Source organism: Variovorax raffinosi (assembly GCF_051216615.1).
Lineage (GTDB): Bacteria > Pseudomonadota > Gammaproteobacteria > Burkholderiales > Burkholderiaceae_C > Variovorax.
The window spans coordinates 187509-202730 of record NZ_JBPJZR010000005.1 but is presented as its reverse complement, the minus strand read 5'-3'; the positions used below and the strand labels follow the sequence as shown (position 1 = coordinate 202730).

The 15222-nt window shown below is 65.3% G+C and carries 16 protein-coding genes; 6 read left to right on the top strand and 10 right to left on the bottom strand.

Annotated elements, in window-relative coordinates:
* Positions 1 to 156: 156 nt before the first annotated feature.
* On the top strand, positions 157 to 2298 hold the full coding sequence (locus tag ACSFB7_RS17400) for a DNA/RNA non-specific endonuclease (protein ID WP_435472257.1): 2142 nt from the start codon (positions 157 to 159) through the stop codon (positions 2296 to 2298).
* A 30-nt stretch (positions 2299 to 2328) separates the two neighbouring features.
* Here the strand turns inward: ACSFB7_RS17400 and ACSFB7_RS17395 are convergent, their stop codons facing one another.
* Genes ACSFB7_RS17395 through ACSFB7_RS17375 form a run of 5 tightly spaced genes read right to left on the bottom strand, consistent with a single transcriptional unit; the run spans position 2329 to position 5437 of the window.
* Positions 2329 to 3006 (bottom strand): winged helix-turn-helix domain-containing protein, encoded by a 678-nt coding sequence (locus tag ACSFB7_RS17395; protein WP_435472255.1) that lies wholly within the window; start codon positions 3004 to 3006, stop codon positions 2329 to 2331.
* A 36-nt stretch (positions 3007 to 3042) separates the two neighbouring features.
* Positions 3043 to 3318: a DUF3313 domain-containing protein gene (locus ACSFB7_RS17390; protein WP_435472253.1), complete on the bottom strand. Its 276-nt coding sequence runs from the start codon at positions 3316 to 3318 to the stop codon at positions 3043 to 3045.
* A 42-nt stretch (positions 3319 to 3360) separates the two neighbouring features.
* A complete protein-coding gene (locus tag ACSFB7_RS17385; RefSeq protein ID WP_435472251.1) occupies positions 3361 to 4290 on the bottom strand; it encodes a DUF2145 domain-containing protein in 930 nt (309 codons plus the stop codon).
* Complete coding sequence (locus ACSFB7_RS17380; RefSeq protein WP_435472249.1) at positions 4287 to 4742, bottom strand: hypothetical protein; 456 nt, start codon at positions 4740 to 4742, stop codon at positions 4287 to 4289. The genes ACSFB7_RS17385 and ACSFB7_RS17380 overlap by 4 nt, the downstream gene beginning before the upstream one ends.
* Before the next feature lie 26 nt (positions 4743 to 4768).
* Positions 4769 to 5437 (bottom strand): DUF3313 domain-containing protein, encoded by a 669-nt coding sequence (locus ACSFB7_RS17375; RefSeq protein WP_435472247.1) that lies wholly within the window; start codon positions 5435 to 5437, stop codon positions 4769 to 4771.
* Between the two features lie 125 nt (positions 5438 to 5562).
* Here ACSFB7_RS17375 and ACSFB7_RS17370 point away from each other — a divergent pair, with 125 nt between their 5' ends.
* Complete coding sequence (locus tag ACSFB7_RS17370; RefSeq protein WP_435472245.1) at positions 5563 to 6177, top strand: TetR/AcrR family transcriptional regulator; 615 nt, start codon at positions 5563 to 5565, stop codon at positions 6175 to 6177.
* 26 nt (positions 6178 to 6203) lie between these two features.
* Here the strand turns inward: ACSFB7_RS17370 and ACSFB7_RS17365 are convergent, their stop codons facing one another.
* A complete protein-coding gene (locus tag ACSFB7_RS17365) occupies positions 6204 to 6500 on the bottom strand; it encodes a hypothetical protein (RefSeq protein WP_435472243.1) in 297 nt (98 codons plus the stop codon).
* A 73-nt stretch (positions 6501 to 6573) separates the two neighbouring features.
* Here ACSFB7_RS17365 and ACSFB7_RS17360 point away from each other — a divergent pair, with 73 nt between their 5' ends.
* Positions 6574 to 7461: a LysR family transcriptional regulator gene (locus ACSFB7_RS17360; RefSeq protein ID WP_435472241.1), complete on the top strand. Its 888-nt coding sequence runs from the start codon at positions 6574 to 6576 to the stop codon at positions 7459 to 7461.
* Positions 7462 to 7560: 99 nt separating this feature from the next.
* Positions 7561 to 8178, top strand: coding sequence for a LysE/ArgO family amino acid transporter (locus tag ACSFB7_RS17355; protein WP_435472239.1), 618 nt, complete (start codon positions 7561 to 7563; stop codon positions 8176 to 8178).
* 31 nt (positions 8179 to 8209) lie between these two features.
* Here ACSFB7_RS17355 and ACSFB7_RS17350 read toward each other — a convergent pair whose 3' ends face one another.
* Complete coding sequence (locus ACSFB7_RS17350; protein WP_435472237.1) at positions 8210 to 9535, bottom strand: MFS family transporter; 1326 nt, start codon at positions 9533 to 9535, stop codon at positions 8210 to 8212.
* A 259-nt stretch (positions 9536 to 9794) separates the two neighbouring features.
* Between ACSFB7_RS17350 and ACSFB7_RS17345 the strand changes: the two genes are divergently transcribed.
* A complete protein-coding gene (locus ACSFB7_RS17345) occupies positions 9795 to 10034 on the top strand; it encodes a hypothetical protein (protein WP_435472236.1) in 240 nt (79 codons plus the stop codon).
* An 18-nt stretch (positions 10035 to 10052) separates the two neighbouring features.
* On the opposite strand, the gene ACSFB7_RS17340 is transcribed toward ACSFB7_RS17345, so the two are convergent.
* Positions 10053 to 10667 (bottom strand): response regulator transcription factor, encoded by a 615-nt coding sequence (locus ACSFB7_RS17340; RefSeq protein WP_435472234.1) that lies wholly within the window; start codon positions 10665 to 10667, stop codon positions 10053 to 10055.
* Positions 10664 to 12829 (bottom strand): sensor histidine kinase, encoded by a 2166-nt coding sequence (locus tag ACSFB7_RS17335; protein ID WP_435472232.1) that lies wholly within the window; start codon positions 12827 to 12829, stop codon positions 10664 to 10666. Before ACSFB7_RS17335 ends, ACSFB7_RS17340 begins: the two co-directional genes overlap by 4 nt.
* Before the next feature lie 283 nt (positions 12830 to 13112).
* On the opposite strand from ACSFB7_RS17335, the gene ACSFB7_RS17330 reads away from it, so the two are divergent.
* Positions 13113 to 13877, top strand: a complete 765-nt coding sequence (locus ACSFB7_RS17330) for an SDR family oxidoreductase (protein ID WP_435472230.1) — start codon at positions 13113 to 13115, stop codon at positions 13875 to 13877.
* A gap of 518 nt (positions 13878 to 14395) precedes the next feature.
* On the opposite strand, the gene ACSFB7_RS17325 is transcribed toward ACSFB7_RS17330, so the two are convergent.
* Positions 14396 to 15106, bottom strand: a complete 711-nt coding sequence (locus tag ACSFB7_RS17325; protein ID WP_435472228.1) for a hypothetical protein — start codon at positions 15104 to 15106, stop codon at positions 14396 to 14398.
* Between the last annotated feature and the right edge of the window lie 116 nt (positions 15107 to 15222).

The window sequence follows — 15222 nt, the reverse complement described above, 5'->3', positions numbered from 1 at the left end:
GGCGTCTTGCGCAGGGTCCGTGGCGTTGCTGAATGAATGACGCCGAAGGAGTACGGAACCGCCGCCTGAGGTGTCATGCCACTGACGCCGTTCGTCGATCCAATGAATTGCGTCGCGCGTTTCACCTGAACCACGCGCCTTCGCAAGGGGACCGCCATGAACGAGGACGCGATCAGCGCTTTTCAGGACTGCGTGGAGCGCACCGCCCAGGCGCGTGAGCAAGTGCGCAAGCTGGTGGCCACGGGCCGCTGGCGCGAGGCCGAGCCGGACGTCGACAGGTCGCGCGCCTATGCCGCGCGGCATCGCACGCTCATGTCGCCCAGCGGCGCGGAATCCATCACCGGCAGCACCGAAGATTTCCAGCGGGTCAGCTTCCTGTCGCAGGGCGCGCTCAGTGCCAGGGCCGTCGGCTATGTCGAGGTCAACTACGGCACCAAGGCGGAGATCGGCACTGGCTTCATGGTCAGCCCGAATCTGTTGATCACCAATCGCCACGTCATCGAAGACGCGAACGCCGCGCGGGGCGCCCAGGTGACCTTCTTTCGCGAACTCGACGAGCGCGGCGTTCCGAAGCCGACCACCACCTTCCTGCTCGACCCCGACCGCTTTGCGCTGTTCTCGCCGGACGACCAGCTCGACTACGCCCTGGTCGCGCTGGGCCGCAGGCAATCGGGCCTGGCCGAGGCGGCCGACCTGGGTTTCTGCGCGCTGTCGGACCAGCCCGACAAGCACGTGCTCGGGATGAACACGAACATCGTCCAGCACCCCTCGGGCTGGCCGAAGATGATCACGGTGCGCAACAACATCCTGACCGCGCGCACCGACCGCACGCTGCTCTACGAGACCGACACCGAGCAGGGTTCGTCGGGCTCGCCGGTGTTCAACGACGACTGGCAACTGGTGGCCCTTCACCACTGGGGCGAGCCCTTCATCGACCGCGACACCTTCGGCGGCGAGGTGCCGAGAAACGTGAACGAAGGCGTGCGCATTAGCGCCATCTACCGCGACCTTGCGAGCCGCATGAGCGGCCTGCCTGCAGATTGGAAAACCCTGCTGCGCGAGGCGCTCGCCGTCGGCTCAAGCACGCCGCCCGCAGAAGGCGACCGCAGGCTTTCGCCGCCCCGGCCCTCGGCGCAGGAGGCCAAGGTCATCGACATCACGAACCCCACCACGGAGCACACCATGGCCACTTCGAGCGCGTCGCCTTCCCCACAATCGATCCGATTGACCGTGCCCGTCGAATTGACGATCAGCATCGGGCAGGCGGTGCAATCGCAGCTGCAGCCGGGTGTTGCCGTGGCATCGTCGTCTTCCACTCTGGCTTCATCGCCCGCCGCCTTGCAGCCGAAGTTGCTGACCCGTGGGGCAGAGGCGGTGCAGGTCGACCAGGACTACGGCAATCGCAACGGCTACGACTCGGGCTTCATTCCCGGCCTGGAGCTGCCATTGCCGCAACCCTCGCCCGCGCTGGCCAGGCAGATTGCTTCGCTGCGCGCCGACGAGCCGGGCGCGGCGGAAGGCGAGTTGAAGTACGAGCACTTCAGCCTGAAGGTGAACAAGTCGAAGCGGATCGCCGCGTTCACGGCGACGAACATCGACGGCGAGACCTACCTCGACGTCGACCGCAAGACCGGGCAGGCCAACGCATCGGAAGGCGAGGTCTGGTTCAAGGACCCGCGCATCAGCGCGAGCTTTCTGCTGGACCAGACTTTCTATTCGGCGTGGTCGACCTACTTCGATCGCGGCCACCTGACGCGCCGCACCGATCCGACCTGGGGCACGCCCGAGGAAGCCGCGCGGGCCAATGCCGACACCTTTCACTTCACCAATTGCTCGCCCCAGCATTTCAGGTTCAACCAGAGCGCCAAGTATTGGCAGGGGCTCGAGCGCTATGTGCTCGAAAACGGCACGCTCGCGGGAGATACCAAACGCAAGCTGGTCGTCTTCCAGGGGCCGATCTTCGACGACAAGATCGATCTCTGGGCCGACGACGTGCAGATCCCTTCGTCGTTCTTCAAGGTCGTGGTCTGGAAGGGGCAGGCCGGGCCCAAGGCCGTGGGGCTGGTGGTCGATCAGTCGAAGCTGCTGTCCGAGGCCCGGCACAGCCTGGGTGCGCCGCAGCCTCTGCCTTCGGTGGACGTGAACCACTGGCGCGTGCCGATCGCGAAGATCGAAGCCCAGGCCGGGCTCGACTTCGGTGACCTGGTCCGTGCGGCCGACACCATCGCCAATGCCGCGCAACCCAGGGTGGGCGAAGGGCTGGTGCTGATCACCAGCTTCGAAGGGATCCAGCTCTAGCTCCAGATCCGCGCAACGCGGCAACGAGGCCTACCGGCCGTCGCGCAATTCCAGGACGTACCCCTTGCGATGCACCGTGTGAATCAGCTTCAGGTCGAACGGATCGTCCAGCCGCTGTCGAAGCCTCAGGATGGCGACCGTGACCATGTTGTCGTGCTGACGACTGCCGCGTGACCCCCAGACGGCGTGGATGAGCCTTGTGCGTGACATCACATGGCCTCTGCTGGCCATCAGCACATCGAGAAGCTCGAACTGCGTGACGCTGAGGCGCAGCTCCGTGCCTTGACGAATCGCCTTGCCGCGCTTGCGGTCGATGGCCAGGTCCGCCAGCCGGAGCAGGGCGGCGTCAGCGCCGCCATGAGGGGATGCCAGCGCCCAGGCGCGCGCCAGCACATGGTCCATGGCGCAGGGCTGGGGAAGGTACTCGGTGGTGCCCGGTGCGAGTCCCTCGAAACCGTTTGCCGACAGGCCTCGTTCGGTCAACACCAGCAACGGGGTGCTGGTCATGCGCCGAACGGACGCTATCGCTGCCTGGGTTGCTGCCGGTGGCGCAAGGTCGAGCAGAACCAATGCATACGGCTTGCCGGCAGACAGCCGCGCATCGGCATCGTCTGGGTCGGCGACGTCGACCGCGAAACCGGATCGCCAGAGCGCGCTGCCGAGCGTGGCGCGCGTTCGGCTTTCAGCGCCGAGAAGCAGGATGTTCATGGGCAGGTGACCTTGCCGCTGTGTTGAGCGGTCGAGTCAGTCCACGCGCGCAATCAGGCCGTTGGACGCTTGTTCGCTGTCGGCCTTGGCGTTCCAGGCACCGGGGTGCGTCACCAGGCTGAATCTCGCGTCGAGCCTGTCGCTGAGCCGGGCATTCATGTACTGCGTCAGCGCTTCACGGTCTTCTTCGGCCGTGTCCGGGCACGACTGCGCCGACGGCCGGGCCCCCGATGGGGCAAGGGGCTGAACTCCCGCGCAGCCTGCCAGCGCGAGGGCTGCGGCGTGGATCATGTGGTGTATCGATGGGCGCATTCCTGTTTCCTTTGCGTGTCGATCAGTCGATCAGTCGGCCAGTCAGTCGAGCGGCACGACACGGTCGCCGTCGCCTGGGCTGCAGCCTTCGGGGATGGGTGTCCAGCCGCGGTGCACCACGACTTGCTTGCCGTCATGGCACAGCTCGATGCGCTCGCTTTCGGGCCACTGCTCGTGCACGAAGGTCTCGACGGTCGAAGGCAGGCTGACCCGCAGCTTCAGCGCGTAGCGGTCTTCCTCCGGGTGGTCATCGAGATGCAGGAGCGGGACGAAGTTCGACGCGAATATCAGCGCATGCGAACCGACGTCGACCGGCTCGGGCGCGTAGGGCGCCTGGCGCAGCCAGCTCTGGGCGCGTGCGCGCAGATCGTCCCCGTCGGCCAGGTTGCCCCATGCGACGGCGAGCAGTTCCACCACCCACTGGTTGCAGTTCTGGTAGCGCAGGCTGAACGGGTAAGCATTGGCGCTGTAGCTGGCGGCCAGCAAGTGCAGCGCGCGCGGTGTGTCGAGCGCCGCGCGCCGCAGCGTTCGGGCCGCGTCGGCGGGGAGCCGCACGATCGAGATGTAGCTCAGCGCCGGATCGTCGATGCCCATCACGAAGCCCGTCAGGCCCTGGTCGTAGATTCGCGGACGGCCTTCGTCGCAGGCGTAGTAGAGCTGGCGGGCGGACCAGGTGTCGTTCTCGTCCCGCCAGGCCACGGCGGCGTGGGAATAGCGAATGCGAAATCGCGAGAGATCGAGCCCGGAGCGGCTGATCAGCACGGCGCCGTCGCCGCTGGCGGACAGCTCGTCGCGCACGACGACCGCAAGGCGCAACAGGCGATCCTGCTGATCGGCAGTCAACGGCTTCGTGCGATCGCAAAATTGCGAAGAGGCCATCGGACCGGCTCCACCAGGCACTGCTTGCGCAACACCCGTGCTGAACACGAGCACTGCAGCAAGGCCCGGCGCGAGCCAGCGAGCGACGTTCAAAGACGCACGGGGCGGGCGGCCAGCTCCCCGTACCAGTCATCGGCGAGCACCAGATAGAACGCTTCGCGCGTATCGGCGCGCGCGAATGCGGTCCCGTAGGCGCGCTGCTGTGCATGCACGAGGTCGCCGGGGCCCAGGCGCTCTTTCGCGAACGTGGCTTGCGGCAGTTCAAGCACGATGCTTTGCTGCGCGTCGTCGCTTTGCATCGCGATGCGCGTGAAGCCGGTGCGGCCGGTGGCCTCGGCAACCTCGGTGATGCGGTAGTCGCCATCGGCCACCTTGTTGCCATCGGGCGAACTCTTGCTCGAACTGTGCATGGACGCGGACACGCTGCCGCTGGACGCTGAACCGGCACTGGAAGCCAACGAGGTGAAAAGCTCGGCATTCGCACTGAGGGACGTCGCAAGGACAACGCCCAGGCATGCAAAGCGGAAAAGGCGGGTGGAAGTCATCGGGTGCTCCTGGTGTTGGCGCTGTGTCATTGCAGGTACGCGACCAGTTGGTCGGCACCTTTCTCGATGCCCGCAACCGACGCACTTCGCGCGCCGATGCCGGCCTTGAGGTTCCATGCATTGGGGTATTGCTTGGCGACGTACGCGCCGAGCAGCTCGTTGGTCGAGGCGTCGTAGATCTCGACGGCGAAGCTGACGGAGCCCGTCATTGCGCCTTCCCGGCCACGGATTGCCTGCACGGCGTTGTACGGGCCGCCCATCAGGTCGAAGCGCGAGAAGGTGCTGAGCACGGCGGTGTTCGTCTTGGCCCCGGTGAGCGTGAGCCTGATCCGCACGGCGTTCGCGTTTGCGTTTGCGGCCGGGGCACCTCTGAAGCGCGCGCTCAGCTTCTCGGTGAACTGCGTCTGCATGTAGCGGGCCATGAACGCCTTGTCGTCTTCCGACACGTCTTCGAACTGGGCGTCGCTGCCCCGGTAGATGGCCACCGGGTCGAGAACGAAGCCCGAATATCTGCGCCAGTCGATGCGGGTCCTGTATTCGAAGGGAACGCGTCCGGAGTCATCGTTCTGACTGGGGCGCAACTGGCTCGACGACGTGATGCCGGCGTAGGGAATGGGCTGCGTGCTGCTGCACGCAGCCAGCGCCAGGCAAGCCACGAAGCTTGCGGCGGTTGATTTCCTGAGGAGAACGGGCATGGGTTCCTTGATCGGTGGTCTGCTGAAAAATTGATCACAACTGTACAGTTGGGTTCATTATTGATCCGTGCCTTTTGCGCTGTCAATAAAAATGTACAGTTGGGTATTCTTTTGAAGGAGACGTGATGAAAACAAGAACGGAGATGCGGCGCAACGCCATCCTTGAGGCCGCGCTGGCACTGTTCAGGGAGCAGGGGTACGAACGGGCTTCGATGAACGAACTCGCCAAGCGCCTGGGCGGATCGAAGGCCACGCTGTACGGGTACTTCCCGTCGAAGGAAGAGCTTTTCGTGGCGGTGGTGCAAAGCGTCGCCACATCGCACCTGGCGCAGACACCGACGCAGTTGCTCGAAGCAAGCGGCGACGTTTCGCTCGAATCGATGCTGGAGAGCTTCGGCAAGCGAATGCTCTCCGTGCTGAGCAACGACGCCGATGCGCTCGCGGTCTACCGGATGGTCATTGCCGAAGCCGGGCACTCCAACGTGGGGCAGTTGTTCTACGAATCAGGGCCGACCGAGTTCATCCAGACGCTGGCCGGGCTCATGGCATCGGCCATGGAATATGGGGAGTTGCGGCGCGCGGACCCCGTGGTCACTGCAATGCAGTTTTCTGCCTTGGTGACGGCAGAGACCCAGGTGCGGCTGTATCAATCCACACCCCCGCCGTTGTCGCAAGACCAGATCGAGGCGATGGTCCAGCGCGCCGTGCAGATGTTTCTTGCCGGTGCCGCGGCGCGGTAGTGCCAGTGCGGGTCGCCATCCGCGCTTTACTTGACCTCTGACAAGGCACGGTCGCATCCGGCCTTGAGCTGGACCAGCGCGGTCGACAAGCTCAGCGACGGATTCCGCGTGCGCAAGGCCTCGACCGCGCTTTGAACGTCGGTCTCGAAGCGCTTGATGAATTCAGGCGAGTCGTTCTCGGGCAGGCCCGCCATGTAGGCGCAGTGCTCGGGGTGGCGATAGAAGGCGCTCACGGCCGGTGGATCGGCCGGCGTCGCAGAAGCATCGGCGAGTGCCGCGAAGGGCAGGAGTGTGAAGGCCACGATGGCCAGCTTGAGGGTCATCCGACGATGCTAGGTCGGCAGCACTATTTAGACTATGGCATGCGCTAAATAGGCGGAAGCAGGAATCTAAATAATGGATCTCAAATTGCTGAGCATCTTCGACGAGGTCTACAAGACGCGCAGCGTCTCGCGGGCCGGCGAGCACCTTGGCATGCCGCAGTCGTCCATCAGCATTGCATTGGCGCGGCTGCGGCGGCACTTCGGCGACCCGCTCTTCGTTCGCACATCGGACGGCATGCAGCCGACGCCGCATGCCACCTCGCTGATTGACCCGATCCGGCAGGCGCTGGAGTTGCTGCGCACGGTGACGCGGCAACAGGCGGTCTTCGATCCCGCAAAAGTCGAGCGCACTTTTCGCGTGTGCATGACCGGCATCACCCACCTTGTGCTGCTGCCCGACCTCATGAACCGCCTGAGCGAGGTCGCGCCTTCGATCCGCGTCGAGATCACGCACATCTCGACCCGCACGCCCAAGATGCTCGAGTCTGGAGACGCAGACTTGGCCGTGGGCTTCATGCCCGAGCTGGAGGCCGGCTTCTATCAACAGAAGCTGTTCGACCAACGCTTCAAATGCGTGGTGCGCAACGACCACCCGCGCGTGCACGCACGGCTGACGCCGGGCATGTTCAAGCGCGAGCATCACGTGGTGGTGTCGGCGGCGGGTGCGGGGAACGAACTGGTCGAACGCGAACTCGACCGCCTCGGCGTGCAACGCAACATCAGCCTGCACCTGCCTGATTTTCTGGGCATCGGTGCGCCGGTGGCGCAGACGGACTTGATGATCACCGTGCCCGCGCGCGTGGCCGAAACGCTGGTGCGAATCGCCGACGTGAAGGTGTTCGATCCGCCTTTCAGGCTCCCGGGCTTTGCCATCAAGCAGCATTGGCACGAGCGGTATCAGCACGACCCTTCCAACAAGTGGCTGAGGTCGGTCATCTCCGACCTTTTCCTGGAGCACTAGCGCAAGCAGGCGAAGGACTCGTGCCGGTCACGAACGGGCCCTATGATTTCGGCCAACTCGTAATCCCCGGTTCAGCTTGAGAGGTTGTCGGCATGTCCCATGACCGACCTCTCCGCATGGCTGCAAGGCTTTCTTCTTGGACTGGGCATGTTCATCTGCCCCGGACCGAAGGACGTGCTGATCCTTCGTGAAGCACTCGCGGGGCGCTCGCCCCTCGTGCTGGTCGGCATCGGAGTGGCCAGCGACATCGTGTTGATCGCGCTCGGCATCCTGGGCCTGTCGGCGGCGCTACAGCAGGCGCCGGCCTTGCAACAGGGCGCGCAACTGCTGGGCATCGGCCTGCTGGTGCTGCACGGTGTGCTGGCCGCCCGGAATGCAGTGCGCGGGGCGCATCCCCGTGCCGAGCCATCCGCGCCGCCCGATGGCCGGGGCTTGCGGTCGCTGCTGTTCGTGTCGCTCTTCAACCCCGCCGCGTGGCTCGACACCGTGCTGGTCATCGGTGCCGTCGGCGTGACCCTGCCCGAAGGCTTTCGCATGAGCTACGCCACGGGCGCCGTGTGCGCGTCGCTGGTCTGGTTCTCTGCGTGGGTGATCGGTGCGCGGCGGGCGCGCCGCTGGATGGGCGCGGCGCACACCTGGCGCCTGCTCGATGCAGGCATTGCGCTGGCCATGCTGGCGATGGCCGGGTGGATGGCTGCGGGGATGCTCAGCGCCTGAGTCCCCGCGGCCGATCGGTCTTTTCTCGCGCTTACTTGTCGTTGTGCAGGTACGTCGCCTGCTTCGGCAGCAGCAGGCTCACCACGAAGGCCACCGCCATCATCGCCGTCACGTACCAGTAGAAGTACGACTCGTGGCCGATGGACTTGAGCCCCAGCGCCACGTACTCGGCGCTGCCGCCGAAGATCGCATTGCCCACCGCATACGACAGGCCCACGCCCAGCGCGCGCACTTCCGGCGGAAACATCTCGGCCTTCACGATGCCGCTGATCGAGGTGTAGAAGCTCACCACGGCCAACGCCAGGGTGATCAGCACGCCGGCCATCAGCGGGCTGGTCACGCTTTGCAGGGTGGTCAGCACAGGCACCGTCATCAGCACGCCCAGCGCGCCGAACAGCAGCATGTTGCTGCGCCGGCCGATGCGGTCCGACAGCGCGCCGAACAGCGGCTGCATGCACATGTAGATGAACAGGCAGGCTGTCATGACGTTGCTGGCCGTCTTGATCGACATGCCGGCCGAGTTCACCAGGTACTTCTGCATGTAGGTGGTGAAGGTGTAGAAGATCAGCGAGCCGCCGGCCGTGTAGCCCAGCACCACGAGGAAGGCGCGCTTGTGGTGCTTGAACAGTTCGGCCACGCTGCCCGCGCCCTTGGCGGCGCGGGTCTTGGTGCTGGCGGTCTCGGTCAGCGTGCGGCGCAGCAACAGCGCCACGATGGCGGCCACGGCACCCAGTACGAAGGGAATGCGCCAACCCCAGCTCTTGAGTTCTGCGTCGTCCAGGAACTGCTGCAGCACCACCACCACGACCACGGCCAGCAACTGGCCGCCGATCAGGGTCACGTACTGGAAGGACGAGAAGAAGCCGCGCTGTCCGCGCATGGCCACTTCGCTCATGTAGGTGGCGGTGGTGCCGTACTCGCCACCGACCGACAGGCCCTGCAGCAGGCGCGCGGCCAGCAGCAGCGCGGGTGCGGCGGCGCCGATCTGCGCGTAGGTCGGCAGGCAGGCGATGACCAGCGAGCCCACGCACATCATGACAACCGAGGTCACCATCGATGTCTTGCGGCCCTTGCGGTCGGCCAGCCGGCCGAACAGCCAGCCGCCGATCGGGCGCATCAGGAAGCCGGCGGCGAACACGCCGGCCGTGTTCAGCAACTGCGCCGTGGGGTCGGACTTGGGAAAGAACGCGGGCGCGAAGTAAACGGCGCAGAACGCGTAGACATAAAAGTCGAACCACTCCACCAGGTTGCCGGACGACGCGGCAAAGATCGCGAAGATGCGCTTGCGCTTTTCTTCGAAGGTGTAGGGCGTGGAATCGCTCGGGCTGGCAGCACCGGCGTTGGCAATGGCGGTCATGGGGGAAGGGTCCTTGTCTCTGGCCGCGACCCGCCGCGGGGCCGCCTGAAGCCGTGCCGGTGAGTCTGGCCCGCCGTGCCCGCGCCGTCGTCCGTAGCCTCCAGCCGCTCGCCTGCGTAGGTGTACGCAAGGGTAAATACCTAGACCTTTCTAGTGACAAACCCGCGAATCCGCTCGCCCGGTCAGCGCGTAATAGGCATGGGGAATCTTCAATCGGGGCATTTCCCGGCCTTCTCTCCCACTGGCGCAAGGAGAAACCATGGCGACCTACGAGCAAGTCATCCGCGAGACGGACCGCATCGAAGTGATCGATGCCTTCGACCACCGGAACACGGTGATCGAATGCCGTGCCTACTTCGAGCGCGTGAGCATCACCAAGCACTACCAGCCGGTCTGCAGGCAGGTCAGCTACAGGCTGGCCGACGGGCGGCCCGTGCGCCGCACGCACAAGGCCTACTTCGATACGGAGGACGGCAGGGACCGGTTCTTCGTGGCCTGATGACGGCCACAGCGCCGGTCAGAGCCCGTGCTCGCGCAGGAAGCGGTCGAGTTCGTGGCTGTTCGACAGGCTCAGCTTGGCGAACACATGGGCGCGGTGGGTTTCCACGGTGCGTAGCTCCAGCGGTGCGAGTTCGAGCGCGATGCGCTTGTTGGGCAAACCCTCGGCGACCAGCCGCGCCACCTGAATCTCGCGCGGCGTGAGCTTGGCCCACAGCGCCTGCGCGGCCTGGCGGGCCTGCCGGCGCACGGCGATCTCACCGGCCTGCTGCAGCGCACGGGCGATGCTGTCGAGCAGGCGCTCGTCGTTGCAGGGCTTTTCGAGCCAGCCGAAGGCGCCGTTCTGCACCGCCTCCACCGCCATCGGAATGTCGCCGTGGCCCGAGAGAAACAACACCACCAGCGGGCTGTCTTGCGCGCGCAGCGCATCGAACACCTGCAGCCCGCTCATGCCGCTCATGCGCAGGTCCAGCACGGCGCAGCCCGCGCGCTGCAGGTCGGCACCGGCCAGGAAATCTTCGCCCGAGGCAAAGGTCTGCACCGCGTAGCCGCGCGACAGCAGCAGCAGGCCGAGGGAGCGGCGCACGGCTTCGTCGTCGTCCACCACGCACAGGTTGTTGGCAAGCGCATTCACGATGAAATCTCCAGTTCCAGGGTGAAGACCGTACCGCCTTCGGCACGGTTGGCAAAAGACAGGCGGCCGCGATGGGCCTCCACGATGGTGCGGCAGATGTTCAGGCCCAGCCCCAGCCCGCCGGCCTTGGTGGTGAAGAAGGGCGCGAACACCTGCTCGGCCAGCGCGGCATCGATGCCCGGCCCGTGGTCGGCCACGCGGATGTGCATGCGGCCTTCGCGCACCTCGGCCTCGACTTCGACCACGCGCTGTTCCGCAGGCGTGGCCTGCATGGCCTGCAGGCTGTTCGACAGCAGGTTCAGCAGCACCTGTTCGAGCAGCACGCGGTCGCCGCGCACGGCGGGCAGCGCGGGCGGAATGCGCACCTCGGCGCGGGCCTGCCGCAGCCGCATCTCGCCCTGCAGCAACGCCAGCGCGTTCGTTACCAGCGCGGCCACCGCGCAGTCTTCGGCGCCCATGGTCCGCTGGCGCACGAAGCCGCGAATGCGCCGCACGATCTCGGCGCTGCGCTGGGCCTGCGCCACCGTTTCGTCCAGGCTGCTGACCAGCAGCGACTGGTTGCCCTGCTCCGCAAAAGCCTTGGCGGCGCTGGCGAAGTTGCTCAACGCCATCAGCGGCTGGTTCAGCTCGTGCGCCAGCGTGGACGCCATCTCGCCCAGGCTGGCCAGCCGCTGCGCGTGCTGCAGTTGCTCGTCGTTCTGGCGCTGGCGCAGCTCGGCGCGTTTTTGCTCGGTGATGTCGACCACCGAACTCATCCAGCCGCTGTGGCGCCCCTCGACATCGATCAGCCGCGCCGTGTAGACCATGGTGATGACCTCGTGCCCGTCGCGGTGCCGCACGCTCGACTCGAAACCCGAGAGCGCCGATTGCCCGCTCATCATGGTTTCGTACTCGCGCCAGTGCTGCGCGGTGTCTTCGGGGCGCCAGTAGGGGTAGGGCGGCAGCTTGCCGAGCAGCTCGTCGGCGCTGTAGCCGGTCATCTCGCAGAAGGCCGGGTTGACGTAGATGATGCGGCCTTCCAAGTCGCGTGCGCGCATGCCGACCAGCAGCGAGTCTTCCATCGCCTTGCGGAAGGCATGGGCCTCGTCCAGCGCGTGCGTGCGCTCGCGCACCCGCAGTTCGAGGTCGCGCCGCGCATCGCGCTGCTCGGCGAAGCGGCGTTCGCGCAGTTGCCAGTACAGGCCGCCCAGCAGCAGCACGCCGGCGCACAGCAGGCCCAGCATCCAGGTGCGCTCGCGCGCCTGAGTGACTTCGGAATGGTCGGCCATCACCGTCAGCGTCCAGCCCAGGTCGGGCAGCGGCTCGTCCACCGCGAGAAAGCGGCGCGGCTTGCCGCCGATGTCGGTGCGCACCAGGTAGCCCGGCTGCCCTTCGTCGCGCGCCACCTTCCATGGCAGCAGCGGGAAGCTGGTGCGCGGGCCGTACTGCTGGTGGCGCTGCACCCAGTTCAGGTCCGTCTCATCCAGCGAGCGGTTGGCCCGGTACAGCCACGCCGGCACCGAACTCAGGAACACGATGCCGCGCGCATCGGTCAGCAGGATCGGCTCGCGCGCGAAGCCCCAGGCTTCTTGCAACTGGCGCAGGCTGACCTTGACCGTCACCACGCCCAGCACCGGACCGCCCTCGGGCTGCACCGGCGCGGAGATGAACAGCCCCGGCTCGCCCGTGGTCTGGCCCACGCCGTAGAACAGCCCGCTGCGGCCCGCGCGGGCGTCGATGAAGTAGGGCCGGTTGGCGTAAGACTGCCCGACGAAACTGTGCGACGTCGCCCAGTTGCTCGCCGCCAGCGTGAGGCCTTGAAGGTCGCTCAGGTACAGGTCGTCGGAGCCGGCCAGGCGGTTCACTTCTTCGATGTATTTGTTGGCGCGCTGCCGCGTGGCCGGGTCTTGCGGATGGGCCAGCACGGCCAGCACGTCGGGGTGCATGCCCGCGGTGAACGGCAGGTAGCTGTACTTGCCGGCGGCATCGCGCAGGCCGAGCACGTGGACTTCCATCGCGCGGCGGATCGAGTCGGCCTGGAAGCTCGCTTCGCGGCTTGCGGTCCATTGGGCTGCGATGGCGATCAGGAGGAGAGCGGCCAGGACGGCTGCTGCCCAGGCGTACAGCGTGCGCTGGGCGGGGCGGGGTCTGGGAATCGTGGGTTCGGGGGTGAGGGGCGGCATGGGGGCGGGGCCGACCGGCGCGGCGGCTGGAATTCTGCCTTGATCGCGGTGGAGCCCTCGTGAGTAGCGGCTGCGGAGGGGCAAAGAGGGTGGATGCCGCGCGTGCTGTGCGGTGCCGACAAGGCAGGCGCCCGGCTGCTTCATCTTGACTGGCGACCCAACGCGAAGCCCGTCATCCATCGTGCGAATTCAATCGAAATCGGATGTCCACAAACGACCAGACACGAAGCGCCCCAGCAAACATGCTGCGCGCTCATCAACTCAATCTGTGGGCCAGAGAAATATGGATGTGCTTGCAAACAAGGTCGCGATCGTGACTGGCGCCAGCTCAGGAATCGGGCGTGCCACGGCGCGGCTGTTTGCGCGCGAGGGCGCGGCAGTGGTCGTCGCCGGTCGCCGCAGGGCTGAACTGGAAAGCCTCGTGGAAGAGATCACCGGCAAGGGCGGAAGGGCCGTTTGCGTCACGGGCGATGTCCGCGAAGAAGGCCATGCGCAGGCTCTCGTCCAGACGGCCATCGACCGTTTCGGCGGCCTGGACATCGCGTTCAACAACGCGGGGACACTCGGCGAAATGGGCCCTACATCGACCATATCGGCGGCGGGCTGGAGCGACACCATCGCCACCAATCTCACCAGCGCATTTTTTGGGGCGAAGCATCAGATACCGGCGATGCTGGCTCGTGGCGCCGGAAGCATCATCTTCACCTCGACCTTCGTCGGGTACACAGTCGGCTTTCCAGGTGTCGCGGCCTACGCCGCCAGCAAGGCGGGGCTGATCGGATTGACCCAATCGCTCGCTGCTGAATTGGGCCCGAGGGCAGTTCGGGTCAACGCGATCCTTCCTGGTGGCGTCGACACGCCGATGGGCCGGGAGATGGGCAACTCGCCTGAAGCGATGGCGCATGTGGCAGGGCTGCATGCGCTCAAGCGCATTGCTACGCCGGAAGAGTTGGCGCAGTCGGTTCTGTACATGGCGTCTGATGCTGCGTCGTTTATGACTGGGGCGGCGCTGCTTGTTGATGGGGGTGTGTCGATCAATCGCACTTGATGACGAGGTCGTCAATCCGTTGGACCACATTGACGGTCAAACATGAAGTCAGCCGCCCGTTGTGTGGAGCGCGCGTACGGGCTGTCAGGTGCGGAGACGCGACTCGTCGATGCGATATATGCGTGGGCAGGCGCTGTAGCACGGCCTTGAGGTGCGCATGCGGGTCGTGGCCGGTGCCGATGGAGAGGAGCGGGGCTTGCCGCAGACCGCCCAATGCAAATCGATCTGGATGGCTGCTTCAGACTGCGCTGAGTCATTCGTGTCCAGCGGCCCAAGCGACGGCTGCGATGCGATCATCACCGAACTTTCGGCGGGCAGCGGCTCGTGTGCCCCAGACCGGGTGCTTAAGATGGCCCGGTCGTGATTGACAGGAAGCGGGGCCAAGGGCGCTGCCGACCCGGCGCGGACTTCTAGACCAGCGGTTTCACAGCCCTAAAGCAACCGGTCAACACTGGAGTTGACCGACACACAGCGGCATTGTGCGGGAGGCATCAGCGCCTAGAAGTTCTTGCCAATCATCACCAGACAGGCTTCGCGAGAAGTGTTGATTGACGGATCGGAATGTCGACGTCCAACGCCCGCACGATCTTCTCGACCGCATTAGCGACATAGGCTTCAACCGTTGGAGCCACAACTATCTCGACGATATCAGCGTTGAAATTGAGCGGGGCGCGTTTTCCAGGACTTGGCGGAGGATATTCGCTCCAGTCGTCGCGATGCTCTTGAATCAGAAACCTCACTTCTTGCTCATGATGGAATGCCATCCGCTTAAAGAAATAAGGAAGGTAGCTGGCTTCGACGTTCACAGGTTTCACGCTGTAGTCAATGTAGTTGACGCGCCCCGCTGTCTTCACTTCCGTCTTGGACCAGGTCAAGAGCTTGTTGATGCTACCGAACGTTGACTTGACGGCGATCGAGCGTCCGTAGAGCTTCCACATCGCGTCCGACTCATGATCACTCTCGTGCCAGCACGAGATGTAGGTGTGCGACTGTAGGAATTCAGACGTATTGAAGTCGCGCAAGTACTGGCTGTCACCAAAACGGTCGCGGATCGCTTCCTTTGCCGCAACACCGTAATCACCCTCGTAGGGGTCTTCGAAGCTGGTCGCCGGGGCGAAAAATAGCTCGCGAGCAGAGATGAGTGCAAGGAATCGGTCTAGCGGGTAATACCTCCAGATGGTGGTCTCCGCGGATGGCTGCCTGAGCACTTCCATTCGGCGCGCTGCCATGTCTTTGAGATGCTCGATTGATAGCAACACTATGGTCTTCCTATGAGCAACGTGAGGGCAGCCGGCGGCCTGCGCCAAGAGCGCACAGCGCGCGAACGCCGCAAGGCGCCAGTGTT